Annotated in this window: 10 protein-coding genes; 9 read left to right on the forward strand and 1 reads right to left on the reverse strand. The window is 63.4% G+C overall.

Features of this window, described 5'->3' with window-relative positions:
* The 7 genes from EOA13_RS30290 to EOA13_RS30320 form a co-directional block, all read left to right on the forward strand.
* A partial coding sequence (locus tag EOA13_RS30290; protein WP_127297092.1) for a translocation/assembly module TamB domain-containing protein occupies window positions 1–5,570 on the forward strand: 5,570 nt, incomplete at its 5' end.
* A gap of 266 nt (window positions 5,571–5,836) precedes the next feature.
* Entirely contained in the window at window positions 5,837–7,489 is a 1,653-nt protein-coding gene (locus EOA13_RS30295) for an ABC transporter substrate-binding protein (RefSeq protein WP_127297093.1), read from the forward strand.
* Window positions 7,490–7,716: 227 nt separating this feature from the next.
* Complete coding sequence (locus EOA13_RS30300) at window positions 7,717–8,751, forward strand: ABC transporter permease (protein ID WP_027035014.1); 1,035 nt, start codon at window positions 7,717–7,719, stop codon at window positions 8,749–8,751.
* Window positions 8,752–8,763: 12 nt separating this feature from the next.
* Window positions 8,764–9,921 (forward strand): ABC transporter permease, encoded by a 1,158-nt coding sequence (locus EOA13_RS30305; protein ID WP_127297094.1) that lies wholly within the window; start codon window positions 8,764–8,766, stop codon window positions 9,919–9,921.
* Window positions 9,922–9,988: 67 nt separating this feature from the next.
* Window positions 9,989–12,205, forward strand: coding sequence for an ABC transporter ATP-binding protein (locus EOA13_RS30310; protein ID WP_127297095.1), 2,217 nt, complete (start codon window positions 9,989–9,991; stop codon window positions 12,203–12,205).
* A 156-nt stretch (window positions 12,206–12,361) separates the two neighbouring features.
* On the forward strand, window positions 12,362–12,589 hold the full coding sequence (locus EOA13_RS30315) for a CopG family transcriptional regulator (protein WP_127297096.1): 228 nt from the start codon (window positions 12,362–12,364) through the stop codon (window positions 12,587–12,589).
* Entirely contained in the window at window positions 12,586–13,023 is a 438-nt protein-coding gene (locus EOA13_RS30320; protein WP_127297097.1) for a TA system VapC family ribonuclease toxin, read from the forward strand. Before EOA13_RS30315 ends, EOA13_RS30320 begins: the two co-directional genes overlap by 4 nt.
* Window positions 13,024–13,108: 85 nt before the next feature.
* On the opposite strand, the gene EOA13_RS30325 is transcribed toward EOA13_RS30320, so the two are convergent.
* Window positions 13,109–13,699, reverse strand: a complete 591-nt coding sequence (locus tag EOA13_RS30325) for a transglycosylase SLT domain-containing protein (RefSeq protein ID WP_127297098.1) — start codon at window positions 13,697–13,699, stop codon at window positions 13,109–13,111.
* Window positions 13,700–13,915: 216 nt separating this feature from the next.
* Between EOA13_RS30325 and EOA13_RS30330 the strand changes: the two genes are divergently transcribed.
* Together EOA13_RS30330 and EOA13_RS30335 are read left to right on the forward strand one after the other, a co-directional pair.
* Window positions 13,916–15,454, forward strand: a complete 1,539-nt coding sequence (locus EOA13_RS30330; RefSeq protein ID WP_127297099.1) for a trimethylamine methyltransferase family protein — start codon at window positions 13,916–13,918, stop codon at window positions 15,452–15,454.
* 57 nt (window positions 15,455–15,511) lie between these two features.
* Window positions 15,512–17,938 carry an FAD-dependent oxidoreductase gene (locus tag EOA13_RS30335; protein WP_127297100.1) on the forward strand — a complete coding sequence of 809 codons (2,427 nt, stop codon included), beginning with the start codon at window positions 15,512–15,514 and terminating at the stop codon, window positions 17,936–17,938.
* Window positions 17,939–18,012: the final 74 nt, after the last annotated feature.

Consider the following 18,012-nt stretch of genomic DNA (forward strand, 5'->3'; position numbering starts at 1 on the left):
CCAAGGGATCGGTCAAGGCGGTTGCCGCCCCACGGGCGGTCGAGACGGTGCTCAACATCACCCGCCATGACGGCAAGCAAGGTAATGTCGACGCCAAGATCCACTTTGCGCCGGCAGACAACAGGCTCGATCTCGACCTGAAGGCTTCGGAGCCGGCAGGCGGTATCATCGCCAACCTGCTCAAGCTGCCCGACACGCCGCCGGTCGACATAAATGTCTCGGGCACCGGGCCGCTCGCCAATTGGAACGGCATCGGCACGTTCTCGGTCGACGGCAAGATCGTCACCCAGCTGACGGGTCGCCACCAACTGACCGACAAGGGCAATCATATCGAGGCCAAGGGCGACGGTGATTTCGCGCGCTTCCTGCCGGAGAATTTGAAGCCGCTGTTTGCCGGCAAGACCAGTTTCGACATTGCCGGCACCGCCACATCGGCCGGTGGCGTCAGTGTCGACCGCGCCAACATCGACAGCGATGCGGTGCACGGCACCGCGACCGGCATTGTCGATCCTGCCGGCGCCAGCGACCTCTCGGTCGAACTCGCCGCCAAGGGTCCACCCGTGGTGATCAGCGTCGGCAGCAAGGCGCAGCCGATCACGCTGGCGATCAGCAATGCCACCGCCCGCGCCTTCGGCGACGGCAAGGCGCCGATCATCGACGTCGGCGCCTCCTTCGTCTCCATCGTCGCCGGCGGCACGCGGCTGGATGATCTGGCGGCCCAGATCCATTCCGACGGCTTCGACATCCAGAACCGCGCCGGGCCGGTCACCGTCAAGCTGGAGGCGGGCGGCCTCAACACCGACGTGGCGACGCTGGCGCCGCTGATCACCGGCAAGATCGATGTCGATCTGGCCGGGTCGGTCAGCAAGGACGCCATTGCCATCGACCAGGGCACGCTGCGTTCCGACGCGCTCAACGCTTCGCTGACCGCGGCGGTGGCTCTTGCCGACCTGTCGATGCAGCTGAAGATGAACGCGGATGCCGTGGCGACGGCCTTTCCGCCGCAGATCGCCTCGGTGCTCGGCGCCCGGGTGAAATTCTCGGCCAGCGCGGCCCGCGATCCGCAGGGATCCTTCGCCGCCAACTCGATCGAATTCACGTCCGGCACGCTTAGCGCCGCCGGCACGGCCAGCATGCAAGGCACCGACATCCAGGCCGACATCAAGGGCAAACTGGGCGATGTTTCCGTGCTGTCGCCGACAGTCGGCGTGCCAGTTGCCGGTGGCGTCGATTTCGCGCTGTCGGCAAGTGGCGCGATGACGGCGCCGGATTTCACCGTTACCGCCGACAGCGACAGCCTGACGGCATCGGGCCGCACGGTGAAGACCATCAAGCTGACGGCGAGCGGCAAGGCCGATATCACCAGTCCCGCCGCCAACGTGTCGCTGACCGGCTCCGTCAACGACCAACCGCTCGACATCAAGGCAGCGCTGGTGACAAGCGAGGGCAAGCGTTCGATCAACGGCTTCCTGGTGTCGCTGGGCGACAACAAGCTCTCGGGCGATCTCGCGCTGGATGACACGTACATGCCGCTCGGCACGCTGACGCTCGACGCGCCCGCTATCGACCAGTTGGCCGCACTGGCCGGCCAGGCGGTGACGGGCGACATCGACGGCACCATCCGCTTCGCCAAGGAGGGCGACGCGCCCTCCGTCGCGATCGATGCCAAGAGCACGTCGATCGCGCGTGGCGACGTGACGGCCAAGGCCATCACAGTCAATGCACTGATCGCCAATTATCTCAAGGCGCCTGCGATCGCGGGTACGATCAAGGCCGACAGCGTCACCTCCGGGACCACGGAAATCGGCGGCATCGGCGTCGACCTGAAGCGTGATGGCGACTGGACCAATTTTACCGGTGGCGCCACCATAGCGGGCATTCCGGCGACCGCTGCCGGCCGGGTGAAGATCGCCGACGGCACGACGAGCATCGAGATTGCCTCGGGCGAGGCGACGGTTCGCGGCATCAAGGCGGCAATCGCCCAGGCGTCGACACTAAGCATCGCCAACGGCACGGCCAGCATCGAAAGGCTGGCACTCGATGTCGGCGGCGGTTCGGTGACCTTGTCGGGTACCGCTGGCCAGACGCTCGATCTCGCGGCGCAATTTTCGGCACTGCCCGCGGCGCTCGCCAAGGAATTTTCGCCCGGCCTCGATGCTGTGGGCACGCTCAGCGGCACGGCTGGTGTGACCGGACCGCCGGCCGCTCCCGATGTCCGCTTCAATGCGCAACTGGCCGGTATCGAAACCAGCCAGACCCGGCAGGCCGGGCTCGGACCGCTCGCCGTCGATGCGGCCGGCAGCTACACGATTGCCGGCGGCGTGGTGCTCGATCAGGCGACGCTGACCGGCGACAAGATTTCCGGCAAGGCAACCGGCACCCTCAACCCGAACGGCGCCAGCGATTTTGTGCTCGATCTCATATCATCCGGCCCCAGCCTGCCCCTGACTGTCGGCAGCGCCGAGAGCCCGGTCAAGATCGAGATCCAGTCCTTGTCGGCAAAGGTGGCGGGCGAGAGCACGCGGGCCCGCCTGGATGTCTCCGCGATCCTGCCCTCGATCTTCACCAGTCCGGCGAGGGTGGAGGGGCTTGCCCTGGCGTTGCACTCAGATGCGTTCGATCTGAAGAACCGTGCAGGGCCGGTTTCCGGCACAGTGTCGGTGGACAAGGTCGGTCTCGACAATCCGGTGATCGCGCCGCTGATCGCCGGCAAGGTCACCGCAGCACTCAGCGGTCGCCTGACAGCCGATGCGGTTGCCATAGACAGCGGCTCGCTCAAGAGCGATGCGCTGAACAGCCAGGTCGCCGGCCAGGTATCGCTGCGTGACGGTGCCATCGACCTCAATCTGAAGGCGGACGCCCCATCATCGGCCTTGCCGGCGGCGGCGCGCGGCATGCTTGGCGAACGCGCTGAGATCGGCGCCACGCTGAAGCGCGATCCCAAGGGCAGCATCAACATAGGCGGATTGAAGTTGACCTCGGGTGCGCTGACCGCCGACGGGCAAGCCAGCCTTGCCGACAACAAGGTGGCCGCCGACATCAAGGGCGCGCTGAGCGACATTTCTCTGCTGTCGAAAGACGCCAAGGGCGCCATCGCCTTTGCGTTGAACGCGCAGGGCCCGGCCGCGGCGCCCGACCTGTCCCTGACCATCGACAGCGACAGGCTGCTGGTGGTGGCGCGAGAGATCACCGGGTTGAAGCTGACCGCCACCGGCAAGGCCGATACCGCCAATCCGGCAGCCAACGTGCAACTGACCGGCAATGTCGCCGGCCAGGCGCTGCAAGGCAGCGCGGTGCTGGCGACGGCTGACGGCAAGAGCGCCATCAACGGCCTGCTGCTGTCGCTCGGCAAGAACAGGATTTCAGGCGATCTGGCACTGGACGAGAAGTTCGTGCCGGTCGGCACCATCGCGCTCGACCTGCCTGATATCGGACCGCTGGCGGCACTGGCGCTGGAAAAGGCCGAAGGCGACGTACGCGGCACGATTGCCTTCTCGAAGAATGGCGCAGCACCCCAGGTCGCCATCAAGGCGGCGACAGCGTCGATTACGCGCGGCGACCTGCAGGCGAAAGCCGTCTCGATCGATGCGCTGGTCGCCAACTATCTGGCGGCGCCCGTGATCTCCGGAAAGATCCGCGCCGACACCGTCACGTCGGGCGGCACCGTGATCAGCGGCATCGATGTCGATTTGAAGCGCGACGGCGACTGGACCGGCTTCGCCGGCGGCGCAACCGTCAAGGGCATTCCAGCGCGGGCCGCGGGCCGGGTGAAAGTGGCCAACGGCACGACAACCATCGAGCTTGCCTCCGGCCAGGCGACCGTCCAAGGCATCAAGGCGGCCATTGCCCAGGCCTCGACCGTAAGCATCGCCAATGGCACGACGACGCTGGACAGGCTGGTGCTCAACCTTGGGGGTGGCACGGCGACGGTGACCGGCAAGGTCGGCACGGCGCTCGACATCAACGCGACGCTGGCGCGGGTGCCGATGTCGCTTGCGAACAGTTTCTCGGCCGGCCTCGACGCCGCCGGCTCGATTTCGGGCACGGTGAAGGTGACGGGTGCGCCGGCCAGCCCTGCGGTCGCCTTCAATATCGATGCGGCGGGCGTGCAAACGTCGCAGACCCGAGGCGCTGGTGTCGGGGCGGTGAGTGTTTCCTCGTCCGGCACCTTTGCCGCCAACAAGCTGGCCTTCACCGCCAATGTCAGCGATGGCGCCGGCCTTGGCCTCAAGGGCGGCGGCACCGTGACGACGGCTGGAACGCCGGCGCTGGTGCTCGACTTCAATGGCGCCGTGCCGTTCGGCCTGCTCAGCCAGAAGCTCGCCGCGCAAGGCATGTCGCTGACGGGCACGGCCAATGTCAAGGTGCAGGTGCGCGGTCCCGCGACATCGCCCGTCATCGGCGGCAGCATCAGCACCTCCGGTGCGCGCCTTGTCGATGCGCGCTCCGGCCTCGCCGTCAACGATCTCGCCGCCGATGTCACCATTGCCGGCGGCGTCGCCAGGATCAACCGGCTGACCGGAACGCTGTCGACGCGCGGCAGCCTGTCGGCCAGCGGCACGGTCGGCATCAACCCGGCGCAGGGTTTTCCGGCCGATCTGTCGATCAAGCTGGTCGACGGCCGCTATACGGACGGAAGGGTGGTGACCGCCAATCTCGGGGGCGACCTGACGATCAAGGGACCGCTGACCTCCGCACCGGTCATTGCCGGCACCGTCAACCTCGCCAAGACGGTGATCACGGTTCCGGACAAATTGCCGGGCTCGCTGGCGGCGCTCGACGTCAAGCACAAGAACGCGCCAGGTGCGGTCAAGGCACAGGACAAGGCGCTGCGGCCGCCGACGACCAGCGGCAAGGGCGGCGGCACGGGCCTCGCCCTCGATGTCACGGTCAACGCGCCGAACCAGATCTTCATCCAGGGCAGGGGCGTCGATGCCGAACTCGGCGGCTCGCTGAAGCTGACCGGTCCGGCCTCGTCGCCGCAAGCGGTCGGCACCTTCACCTTGCAGCGTGGCCGGCTGTCGATCCTCGGCAAGCGGCTGACCTTCACCGAAGGCACGGTCGGGTTTTCCGGCTCGCTGGTGCCTTATCTCAATTTGACGGCGACCACGACGACGACCGGCGCCACCGTCACCATCATCGTGTCGGGCGAGGCGACCAATCCGAAATTCACCTTCTCCTCGGTGCCGGCACTGCCCGAGGACGAGGTGCTGGCGCAATTGATCTTCGGCCGCTCGATGTCGAACCTGTCGCCGCTGCAGATCGCACAGCTCGCAGAGGCCGCCGGGCAACTGGCCGGCGTCGGCGGCTCGACGTCGCTGCTGGAAAACCTGCGCAGCGCCATTGGCGTCGACGATCTCGACGTCACCACCGACGACCAGGGCGGCACGGCGGTTTCGGCCGGCAAATACCTCAACGACCGCACCTATGTCACGATCCAGAAAGGCGACAAGCCGGGCTCGGGCAAGGCGACGATCGACCTCAATGTCGGGCGCGGCGTCAAGCTGCGCGGCGAGGCCAATGATGCCGGCGAAGCCAAGGGCGGCATCTTCTACGAGAAGGAATACTGATAGTTCGGCAGGACTTTTGGCCTCATGGTGGATCGATTCTGGCGCTGTCCAGGCCAGAGTAAATGTCTCAGTTTAATCGACTATCGAGATTCCAGAAGAATCCGTCGGGCAGTAGCAAATTTGCGCCAAGACTGTCGTTATCACGCGAACCGCTCCCCTTTCAAAGTTGCACATTCCCTAACATGTTCTCAATCCACGCCGTCTTTGACATCATGGCCTGGATGCGGAATGTTAAAAGGCGGAAAGCCAACAATGGGAGTTAAGTCATGACAATTTATAAGAGTAATGGCGATCGCGTTCCGGATCACATCCTGGCCATGGCCGAAGAAGCCAAGGCAGGCAAGGTGGACCGCCGCGAATTCCTGGCCATGGCCAGCGTCTTCGGCGCATCGACGGCAATGGCCTACGGCTTGCTCGGCCTCGCCGATCCGACGCCGGCGAAGGCCGAAGAGGTAAAGGGCAAGAAGGGCGGCACGCTGAAGATCGCCCAGTGGATCAAGGATCCCAAGGACCCGCGCAAGGCCGACTGGTCGGAAATCGCCAATGCCGAGCGCCAGGCGCTCGAGCCGCTGGTCAAGTACACGTCCGAATACACGTTCCGCCCCTATCTGCTGGAAAGCTGGGACGTCAACGACGATGCCACGCAGTACACGCTGCATGTGCGCAAGGGCGTCACCTGGTCGAATGGCGATGCCTTCACAGCCGATGACGTCATCTTCAACCTGAAGCGCTGGGCCGACAAGAAAGCCGAAGGCAACTCCATGCCCGGCCGTCTCGGCTCGCTGGTCAAGGACGACAAGCTCGACGAAAGCGCCGTGACCAAGCCGGACGACCACACGGTCGTGCTGAAGCTCACCAAGCCGGACATCGCGCTGATTCCGAACATGTGCGACTATCCCGGCCTCATCGTCCACAAGACCTTTGACGAGAAGGGCGGCGACTTCAAGGCCTGCCCCATCGGCACCGGTCCGTTCGAACTCGTCTCCTATGATGTCGGTCAGAAGGTGGTCTACAAGCGCCGCACCGACGACAAGTGGTGGGACGGCGAAGTGTTCCTCGACGGCCTGGAATTCATCGACTACGGCACCGATCCGGCAGCCATGGTCAGCGCTTTCGAAGCCGGCGAAGTGCACACCAATTTCGAGACTTCGGCCGACTACGTATCGATCCTGGACGGCATGGACCTGGTGAAGTCGGAGATCGTCACCGCGTCGACCATCGTCTGCCGCACCAACGTCAACAACAAGCCCTATGGCGACCAGAAGGTGCGCAACGCGCTGCAGCTTGCGGTCGACAACAATGTCGTCTTGCAGCTCGGCTACGGCAATGCCGGCTCGGTCGCCGAAAACCACCATGTCTGCTCGATCCATCCGGAATATTACGAGCTGCCCAAGGTTGCCCGTGATCCGGCCAAGGCGAAGGCGCTGATGGCGGAAGCCGGCCAGGCCGACTTCGAACACGAGCTGATCACTGTCGACGAAGACTGGCACAAGAACACCGGCGATGCGATCGCCGCCCAGCTGCGCGACGCCGGCATCAAGGTGAAGCGCACCGTTCTGCCGGGTTCGACGTTCTGGAACGACTGGACGAAGTATCCGCTGTCGATGACCAACTGGAACATGCGCCCGCTCGGCGTCCAGGTTCTGGCCATCGCCTATCGCACCGGCGAGGCCTGGAATGAGGCCGGCTGGTCGAATCCGGACTGGGATGCCAAGCTCAATGCGGCGCTCGCCGTTGCCGACGCCGCCAAGCGCAAGGACATGATGAAGGACATCGAGCAGATCCTGCAGGATTCCGGCATCATGATCCAGCCGTACTGGCGCAAGCTCTACAGCCACTCGGTCAAGGCGGTGCAGAATTACAAGATGCATCCGACCTTCGAGCGCGACTACGGCAAGGTCTGGCTCGAGCAGGCTTGATCGCATCGACATCGGGGAAGGGGCTCGCTCCCTTCCCCTGCTCTTTGCATCGTCCGTCCCTGCTGGTCCGCACTTTCTCAAAAAAGTTGCGGACTCGCGGGCAAGGCCATGCAACAAAAACAGGGTTGATCGCATCCGAAGGCCTGTTTGACAGCCAGCCCCGCCGGTTACGGCAGGGTTGGCTTTCATAGCCGGCTCAAACCCCAACCCATCGGCAGGGGGCCGCCATGCTTTCCTTCGTTATCAGGCGTCTTGGCACCATGGCATTGACGATGCTGTGCCTGACCATGGTCGTCTTCTTCCTGATCAATCTCGAACCCAATCTGAAGAAGCTGGCGATCAGCCAGACCGAAATGCATACGTCGGCCGAGCAGCTCGAGAGCTGGCTGGTCAACCATGGCTATCGGCAGAACTTCTTCGTCCGCTATGGGCAGTGGCTGGGCGTGGTGCCCAAGCAGCCTGTGACAGACCCGGCGACCGGCAAGCCGGCGCAGCGTTTCTCCTTCTGCAACGATCCGCTCGTGCCGACCTTCGCCGGCGTTTTCCAGGGCGATTTCGGCTGCTCGACCAAGTTCAAGGCGACCGTCGCCTCAAAACTGTTTCCGGCACTTGGCGCTACGGGCATCCTGATGTTCTGGGTGCTGGTGGTGATGGTGCCGATCTCGCTGCTGATCGGCATTCTGGCCGGCATGCGCGAGGGGTCGCGAACCGACCGCGTGCTGTCCGTGGCGTCGATCGCCTCGACGGCGACGCCTGAATATGTGTCGGGCGTCATCTTCACCGTCATCTTCGCCTCATGGCTAGGCTGGCTGAACGGCTCGGCGGCTTCGGCCAGCCAGGGCATCACCTTCTACAATTTCACTTTGCCGGTGATGACGCTGGCGATCTACGGCATCGGCTATATCGCCCGCATGACGCGTGCTTCGATGGTCGAAGTGATGACGCAGCAATATATCCGCACTGCCAGGTTGAAGGGTCTTTCCTTCGGCAGCGTCGTGGTCAAACATGCCTTGCGCAACGCGCTGATCGCACCGTTCACCGTCATCATGCTGCAGTTTCCCTGGCTGCTCACCGGCGTCGTCATCGTCGAGGTGATGTTTCGTTACCAGGGCTTCGGCTACACGCTGGTCGAGGCGGCCGGCAACAACGACATCGACCTTTTGCTCGGCTGCTCGCTGGTCTCGGTGTTCATCGTCTTGATCACGCAGCTCATTTCCGATGTCGGCTACGCATTTCTCAATCCGCGTATCAGAGTTCAGTAGGGAGCGAAGCGGATGCCGGTTCAATACATCAGTGGCTTCACCGTCGTTCTCGAAGTGCTGTCGCGCTTCTGGCCGGTCTGGATCGCCCTCGTCATCGTCATGGGCGCGAGCTTTGCCTACAAGAAGAAGCTGGCGCTCTACGGCCAGCTGTTCGACAGCGGTGTCGGCATCGTCGGCGTCGGCATCTGCCTTTTCTGGCTGTTCACGGCGATCTTCGCCGCGACCGTTTCGCCCTTCGATCCGCTGGCCCAGATTCCCATCATGAAGGATGTGCTGCCGGGCGCCATCGAGCCGCAATCGGGGCTGACCTATCTGTTCGGCGGCGACAAGCTGGCGCGCGACGTGTTTTCGCGCATGGTGTACGGCAGCCAGATCGTGCTGATCATCGCGCCTGCGGCAACCGGCTTCGCGCTGATGGTCGGCATCACGCTCGGCCTGCCCGCCGGCTACTACGGCGGCAAGATCGACACCGTGCTGTCGTTCCTGGCCAATCTCGTGCTGGCCTTCCCGGTCATCCTGCTGTTTTACCTTTTGGTGACGCCGGGCATCATGGACACGCCGATCCCTTATGGCATGGCCGGCGTCTTCTTCCTGTTCCCGATCATCTTCTTCAGCGTGCTGTTCTGGACCCGCTACAAAAACCGGCCCGACCGGCTCTACATCCTGCTCGGCATCACCCTGATCCTCGGCGGCTGGATCTATGCCGGCCTGGTCTTCGACGCCGATCCTTTGAAGATCGTGCATATTGACCCCAACCAGCTCAATATCTTCGTGGCGGTGGTGTTCGCGTCCAGCCCCGGCGTGTTCCGCATCGTGCGTGGCTTGGTGATGGACATCAAGACGCGTGACTATGTGGCGGCGGCGCAGACGCGCGGTGAATCGCCCTGGTACATCATGCTATGGGAGATCCTGCCCAATGCGCGCGGGCCACTGATCGTCGACGCCTGCCTGCGCATCGGCTACACCACGATCCTGCTCGGCACGCTCGGTTATTTCGGCCTTGGCCTGGCGCCGGAAAGTCCGGACTGGGGCACTGCGATCAAGGACGCCAGCCGCCTGCTGCGCTCCTTCATCCACCCGGCGTTGCCGCCGACGATCGCACTGATGTCGTTCGTGCTGGGCTTGAACCTGCTCGCCGACTCGCTGCGCGAACAATCGATGAAAGACTGATCTCGCGGGTCTCGACCCGATGCGCCTGAGAGAAACAGGCCTAGAAGAACCAGGATTGGAGCGACCCATGAACGAGGCAGTTCGAAATCCCGCCACGCCAACCAATGGGCCGGCCAACGCGCCGATCATCGAGATCGAGAACCTGTCGATCTCCTTCTTCACCCGCAAGGGCGAGATCCCGGCGGTCATGGATTTTTCCTGCACCGTCATGCCCGGCGAGGCGATGGGCATCGTCGGCGAATCCGGCTGCGGCAAGTCGACCGTGTCGCTCGGCATCATGCGCGACCTCTCCAACATCGGGAAGATCGTCGGCGGCAAGATCAAGTTCCAGGGCAAGGACATGGGCGAGCTCTCCGACGAGGAGTTGCGCTCCATTCGCGGCAACAAGATCGCGATGATCTACCAGGAGCCGATGGCGAGCCTGAACCCGGCGATGAAGGTCGGCCAGCAATTGATGGAAGTGCCGCTGATCCACGACAAGGTGTCGAAGGAAGAGGCCCATAAACGCGCGCTTGACATGGTGCGCGCGGTCAAGCTGCCTGATCCCGAGCGCATGATGCGCTCCTATCCGCACCAGCTCTCGGGCGGCCAGCAGCAACGCATCGTCATTGCCATGGCGCTGCTGTCGAAGCCGGCGCTGCTTTTGCTCGACGAACCGACGACGGCGCTCGACGTGACGGTGGAGGCCGGCATTGTCGACCTGGTCAAGGGGCTCGGCGAGAAGTTCGGCACGTCGATGATTTTCGTGTCGCACAATCTCGGCCTGATCCTCGAGACCTGCGATCGCATCACCGTGATGTATTCGGGCGAGGCGGTGGAGACCGGCAAGATCAAGGACGTCTTCGACCGGATGCGCCACCCCTATACGCAAGGGCTGTTCCGCTCGATCCCGCTGCCCGGCGCCGACAAGAACTCACGGCCGCTGATCTCGATTCCCGGCCAGCTGCCGCTGCCGCATGAGCGGCCCAAGGGCTGCAATTTCGGCCCGCGCTGCCACCATTTCGTCGAGGGCGTCTGCAACGCCGCCGAAATCCCGATGATCGAGGTCGCGGGTCACGAAGGCCATTTCTCGCGCTGCGTGCGCTTCAATGAGATCGATTGGGAGGCGCTGCCGCCTGGCGCCAAGAAGGTCAATGAGCGCGTCGTGCCCGGCGCGCCGGTGCTCAAGATCGAGGACCTGAGAAAATACTACAGGGTCGGCGGCAGCGAGGTGTTCGGCTCGAGCGAGGGCCGCGTCGTCAAGGCCAACGAGACGATCTCGTTCATGGCGCGCGAATCCGAGACGGTTGCCATCGTCGGCGAATCCGGCTGCGGAAAGTCGACGCTGGCCAAGGTGCTGCTTGGGCTGGAGACGGCAAGTGCCGGCACAGTGACGCTGGGCAATAAGGAAATCCAATCGACGGGCATCGAGAAGCGGAGCGTCGACACGGTGTCGTCGATCCAGATGGTGTTCCAGAACCCGTTCGACACGCTCAATCCCAGCCATTCGGTCGGTTCGCAGATCATCCGCACGCTGGAGAAGTTCAATGTCGGCAAGACGGTTGCCGATCGCCGCAAGCGCATGCTGGAACTGCTCGACCTGGTGAAGCTGCCGCGGGCATTCGAAACCCGCAAGCCGCGCCAGCTATCGGGCGGCCAGAAGCAACGCATCGGCGTGGCGCGGGCCTTTGCCGGCGACGCCAAGGTGGTGGTGGCTGACGAGCCGGTCTCGGCACTCGACGTGTCGGTGCAGGCGGCGGTGACCGAGCTGCTGATGGACATCCAGCGCAAGAACAAGACGACAATGCTGTTCATCAGCCATGATCTGTCGGTCGTGCGCTACATCGCCGACCGCGTCGTGGTCATGTATCTCGGCTATATTGTCGAGCAAGGCACGACCGACCAGATCTTCGCGCCGCCCTACCATCCCTATACCGAGGCACTGCTGTCGGCGATCCCGATCGCCGACACCAGCGTGGTCAAGCGCCACATCGTGCTGGAGGGCGACATTCCCTCGGCGATGAACCCACCGTCCGGCTGCCCATTCCAGACCCGCTGCGGCTACAAGAAGCTGGTGCCTGACAATCTGTGTGAGACCAAGGTGCCGCCGGTCAAGCATCTCGGCGACGGCCATATGAGCCTGTGCTGGCTTTCCGATGACGTGCTGGCCAAGATGGAGCCGGTGATCAAGTTCGACAAGGAGCACGCCGCGCACGAAGGCGTGCCGGATGACGCGCCGCATGGCGATGGCCCCGGTTTTGCCGGCCCGCCGCCAAAACGTCCGCGCGGCAAAAGGCCGAGCTGACCGACATAGAGGCAATGCCTCTCGTCGGAGTTTTGCCTCCGCGGCATCGTCATATCTCATATCTGTCAAGGAATGACAGAGCTACGTTCGCTTGAATATCTCCGCCAATTGCCTTATGTGATGCGTGATGTTTGATGCGCATTAAGGAAACGTATTGTGAGAACGACGCTTGCAATCGATGACGATATCCTCCTTGCCGCCAAGGCCATGGCGCAACAGCAGGATCGCAGCGTTGGCGAGGTCATTTCCGATCTGGTTCGCCGATCACTGCGCAGGCCGCAGTCTGGCGGTGAGCGCAATGGTATTCCCTTACTCTCATCGCGGCCCGACGGCCCGATGGTCGATCTGGAAATGGTCAATGCGCTTCGCGATGAACTGCCGTGACCTTCCTGCTTGACGTCAACGTCTTGATCGCGTTGATCGATCCGGCTCACGTTGCGCATGAAGATGCCCATCGGTGGTTCCAATCCACCGGGCATATATCATGGGCTACATGTCCCATTACCGAGAATGGTGTCATCAGGATTTTGAGCAGCCCGAAATATCCTAATTCTCCGGGTTCGCCCGCTGTCGTTGCGCAGATTGTCGGCAAACTACATGCCCTTTCAGGACATCAGTTCTGGTCGGACGACATCAGTCTCGTCGGTTCCAGCGACATTGATGCAGCTAGAATCCTAACCTCGGCGCAAGTAACGGATAGCTATCTCCTGGGGCTCGCAAAGGCGCGTGACGGCAAATTGGCGACCTTTGACCGAAAGTTATCGACCGCGGCAGTAAAGGGAGGCAAGCCGACCCTCCATCTGATCCCGAGCGGATGAATTCGGAGGCCTGTTCCGATCAAGGCGACATCACTTTTCCGCAGCGCCAAGTGATTTCACTTGGCTGCGTAATGCTCCGGCAAAGTCAGTTGCCGCACTCACTCAGTTGCTGCGCATAGTCCCGCGCCATCTTGTCGGTGGCCCGGGCATAGCCCTGGACGCCGGCATCGCCCCGGTTGCCGCGGCCATAGGCGGTCCAGCCGAGATAGTAGGCCAGGTAGAGATTGTAGGTATCGTTGCGGGCGACGCCGTACGTGTCGGATGTCTTGGAATGGTACCAGCCGACAAAGTCGACGGCGTCGGCGAATTTCGTCCGCCGTGCCGCCCAGTTGCCGGTCTCGCGCTGATATTGCGACCAGGTGCCGTCCAGCGCCTGCGAGAAGCCGGTGGCCGACGAGACATGCTTCCACGGAATGAAGCCGAGCAGCTTGGTGCGCGGCGGCCGTGCATTGCTCTTGAAACCGGATTCCTTGCGCACCGTCGCCATCAGCACGGGAACGGGGATGCCGTATTTCTGCTGGGCGCGCTCGGCGGCTGACTGCCAGTTGTCGAACCAGCCGTCATTCTGGTCGAAGACGGCACAGACATTGTTGATGTGGTTGGGCGGCGTGGCGCAGGCCGAAAGCGCCAGCAGCACGCAAACCGCACCAATTTTACTAAAACTCGAACTACGCATGGGCAGAGCAATAGGCCGAAATCATAAAGGGAATCTTGCGGCGTCCGTTAACGCTTCGCCGGCGCAGCCTCTCAAGGAAATCCAGTATCGATAATCCGACGCACTTCGTCGCTTTTTCTAAACAGACATTGCAGAAATGCCGCCGTGGCTAAAATCGCGCCCGCAGACGACGTATTTCTGACAGCTTGCCCGGTTTGCCGGGGCTTTGATACCGGCATGAACGAACCAAGACGCAAACGCGGCGCCGAGCGCACCAGCAACAGAGGGCCATCGGCCATCCCGCAACTGCCGCTCAGGCGGGTGACAAATCCCTATCCGCCAATGGCCATGCTGTCGCCCGACCAGATCGAGCAGATCCATCAGGCGTCGATGCACATATTGGAGAATTTCGGCATCGAGGTGATGAGCCCGCGTGCGCTGTCGCTGTTCGAGAAGGCCGGCGCCAAAGTCGATCATGCCTCAGCCAATGTCCGCATCGATCGCGGCCTGGTCGAAGACGTGCTGAAGACCACGCAGTCCAGCTATGTGTTGACGCCGCGCAACCCGGCCAACGCGGTTCATCTCGGCGGCAACACCATCAATTTCACGCTCGTTGCGGGACCGCCGAATGTGCACGACATGGAGCGCGGCCGCCGCGCCGGCAATTTGCGCGACTATGCGGATCTGACCCGGCTGGCGCAGCATTTCAACTGCATCCACATGCTGGGCAACCAGGTCTGCGCTCCGGTGGAGCTGCCGGCCAATTCCCGCCATCTCGACACCTACTTCACCAACCTGACGCTGACCGACAAGAGTTTCCATGTCTCGGCGATCGGCCGGGGCAGGGCGCTGGACGGCATCGAGATGATGGCGATTTCGCGCGGGCTGACGCTCGATCAGATGCGCGACGATCCCGGCATCACCACGATCATCTCCGTCAACTCGCCGCGCCGCTTCGACGAGATGATGGCCGAAGGGCTGATGACCATGGCCGAGTTCGGCCAGTCGGTGGCGGTGACGCCGTTCACGCTGATGGGGGCGATGAGCCCGGTGACACTGGCCGGCGCGCTGGCGCAGCAGAACGCCGAGGCGCTGTTCGGCGTCGTGCTGACGCAACTGGTGCGTCCAGGCGCGCCGGTCATGTATGGCGCCTTCACCTCCAATGTCGACATGAAGTCCGGCGCGCCGGCCTTCGGCACGCCGGAGAACACCAAGGCCAACATCGCATCGGGGCAACTGGCGCGGCGTTACGGGCTGCCGTATCGCACGACGCCGGGCTCGGCCTCCAACGCCGCCGACGCGCAAGGCGCTTATGAGACGCTGATGGCGCTGTGGGGCGCGGTGCTCGGCCACGGCAATCTCGTCTATCATGCCGCCGGCTGGCAGGAGGGCGGGCTGACGGCGTCGTTCGAAAAGCTCATCATCGATGTCGAGATGATCCAGCACATGATGGAATTCCTGCGCCCGATCGAGGTCAATGAGGCCGAGCTCGCCGTCGAGGCTTTGGGCGCGGTGCCGACCGGCGGGCATTTCTTCGGCGAACCGCACACGCTGGAGCGCTACGCCACCGCCTTCTACCAGCCGATGCTGTCAAACTGGCAGAATTACGAAGCGTGGCAGGAAGCCGGCGGGCTCGACGCCACGGCGCGCGCGACGCGGCTGTGGAAGAAGGCGCTGGAAGACTATGTCGAGCCGGTGATGGATATCGCCGTGCGCGAGGCGCTGGAGGCTTACATGGCCAGGCGCAAGGAAGCGATCGGGCAGGGCGAGCCGTGATCGTTCCCAGCTTGAATCCACTCACCCATCCAACTCACTGATATCAGAGAAAAATCCATGAAATCGCATGCAAAGGTCGTGGTCATTGGCGGCGGTGTCGTCGGGTGCTCCGTGCTGTTCCATCTCGCCCGCCATGGCTGGACCGATGTTGTCCTGCTGGAGCGCGATGAACTGACGTCGGGTTCGACCTGGCACGCGGCCGGCGGCATGCACACCATCAATGGAGACCCCAACGTCGCCAAGCTGCAGAAATACACGATCAACCTCTACAAGGAGATCGAGGAGCTTTCCGGCCAGGCGACCGGCGTGCATCTGACCGGTGGCGTGCTTCTGGCGGCAACCGAGGCGCGGCTGGACTGGCTGCGCGGCGTCGTAGCCAAGGGCCGCTATCTCGGTATCGAGCTTGAGGAGATCTCACCCAATGAAGCGGCGGAGCTGATGCCGCTGCTCGACCCCAGGCAGTTCGTCGGCGCCGTCAGAAACAAGGAGGACGGCCATCTCGATCCCTCCGGCGTCACCCATGCCTATGCCAAGGCCGCGCGGAAACTTGGGGCGGAAGTGGAGCGCTTCACCAAGGTGGAGGACATCGTGCGGCGGCCCGACGGGCTATGGCGCGTCGTTACCAACAAGGGCGAGGTGGTGGCCGAGCATGTCGTCAATGCCGGCGGCCTGTGGGCGCGCGAGGTCGGCCGCATGGTTGGCCTCGAACTGCCTGTGCTGGCCATGGAGCACATGTACCTGATCACCGAGGACATGCCTGAGGTCGCCGCCTGGAACGCCAAGACCGGCACCGAGATCATCCACGCGGTCGACTTCGATGGCGAGCTTTACCTGCGCCAGGAGCGCGGCGGCATGCTGATGGGCACCTATGAAAAGGCCAACAAGCCCTGGTCCGAATACCAGACGCCATGGAATTTCGGCCATGAGTTGCTGGCGCCCGACATCGACCGCATCGCGCCGTCGCTTGAGGTCGGCTTCCGCCATTTCCCCGCCTTCCAGAACACCGGTATCAAGCAGATCATCAACGGCCCCTTCACCTTCGCGCCGGACGGCAACCCGCTGGTCGGGCCGGTGCGCGGCCTGCCGGGCTTCTGGGTCGCCTGCGGTGTCATGGCCGGTTTTTCGCAAGGCGGCGGCGTCGGCCTTGCTTTGTCGAACTGGATGATCGAGGGCGATCCCGGCGCCGATATCTGGGCGATGGATGTCGCGCGCTACGGCGACTGGGCGACGATGGCCTACACCAACGCCAAGGTGCGCGAGAATTATTCCAGGCGTTTTTCGATCCGCTTCCCAAATGAGGAACTGCCCGCCGGGCGGCCGCTGAAGACGACACCGGTCTATGATCTGCTGTCTGCCAGGGGTGCGCAATGGGGCGTTGCCTATGGGCTGGAAGTGCCGCTGTGGTACGCGCCGGAAGGCATCAAGGACGAATTCTCGTGGCGCCGCTCGAGCGACTTCACGCAGGTCGCCAAGGAGGTCGCGACGGTTCGTGACGGTGTCGGCCTGTCCGAGATTTCGAGCTTCGCCAAATACAAGGTGACGGGTGAGGGGGCGGCCGCCTGGCTCGACCGGATGCTTGCCTGCAAACTGCCGAAACCCGGCCGCATGACGCTGGCGCCGATGCTGAAGCAGGACGGCAGGCTGATCGGCGACTTCACGCTGGCCAATCTGGGGGTGGATGGCTGGTTCCTCGCCGGCTCCGGCATCGCCGAGCAATACCATATGCGCTGGTTCGAGAAGCACCTGCCTGACGATGGATCAGTCCGCATCGAAGCGCTGGGCGCGAAGCTCACCGGCCTGTCGATCGCCGGCCCGAAGGCGCGGGATGTGCTGGCAAAGGCCACGCGTTCGGATGTCTCCAATGCGGCATTTTCCTTCATGGCCATTGGCCGGATGGATATCGGCATGGCGCCGTGCCTGGTCGGCCGTGTGAGCTATACCGGCGATCTCGGCTACGAAATCTGGGTGGCGCCGGAATACCAGCGCGCCGCCTATCAAGCGCTGATGGCGGCGGGCGAGGAATTCGGCATCGGCCTGTTCGGCTCGCGCGCCCTCAATGCGCTGCGGCTGGACAAGAATTACGGCTCATGGGGGCGCGAGTACCGGCCGATCTACGGACCGCTGGAAGCGGGGCTCGACCGCTTCGTTGCTTACGGCAAGGATGCCGATTTCATCGGCAAGGCCGCGGCGCTGGCCGAGCGCAAGCTGGGCGGCAAATTGCGCCTGCGCGCCTTTATCGTCGATGCCGACGATGCCGAGGTCATTGGCGACGAGCCGATCTGGTTCGATGGTGCGGTGCGCGGCTGGGTGACGTCGGGCGGCTATGCGCATCATTCGAAGAAATCCGTTGCCGTCGGCTATGTGCCGAAGGAGATCGCCGATGAGAGCGACGGCTTCGAAATCGAGCTGCTGGGCAAGCGCCATGCGGCGCGCATTCAGGCGGTGCCGCTTTTCGACGCCAATTTCGAACGGATGCGTGCCTGAAGCGCTTCGGCTTCGCCGATGCGCTTCAGATTCCTGTTTTGTGCATGTCGTTGTCCCAAAACCGCTGGGCACTT

The organism is Mesorhizobium sp. M7A.F.Ca.US.011.01.1.1 (assembly GCF_003998295.1).
Taxonomy (GTDB): Bacteria; Pseudomonadota; Alphaproteobacteria; order Rhizobiales; family Rhizobiaceae; genus Mesorhizobium.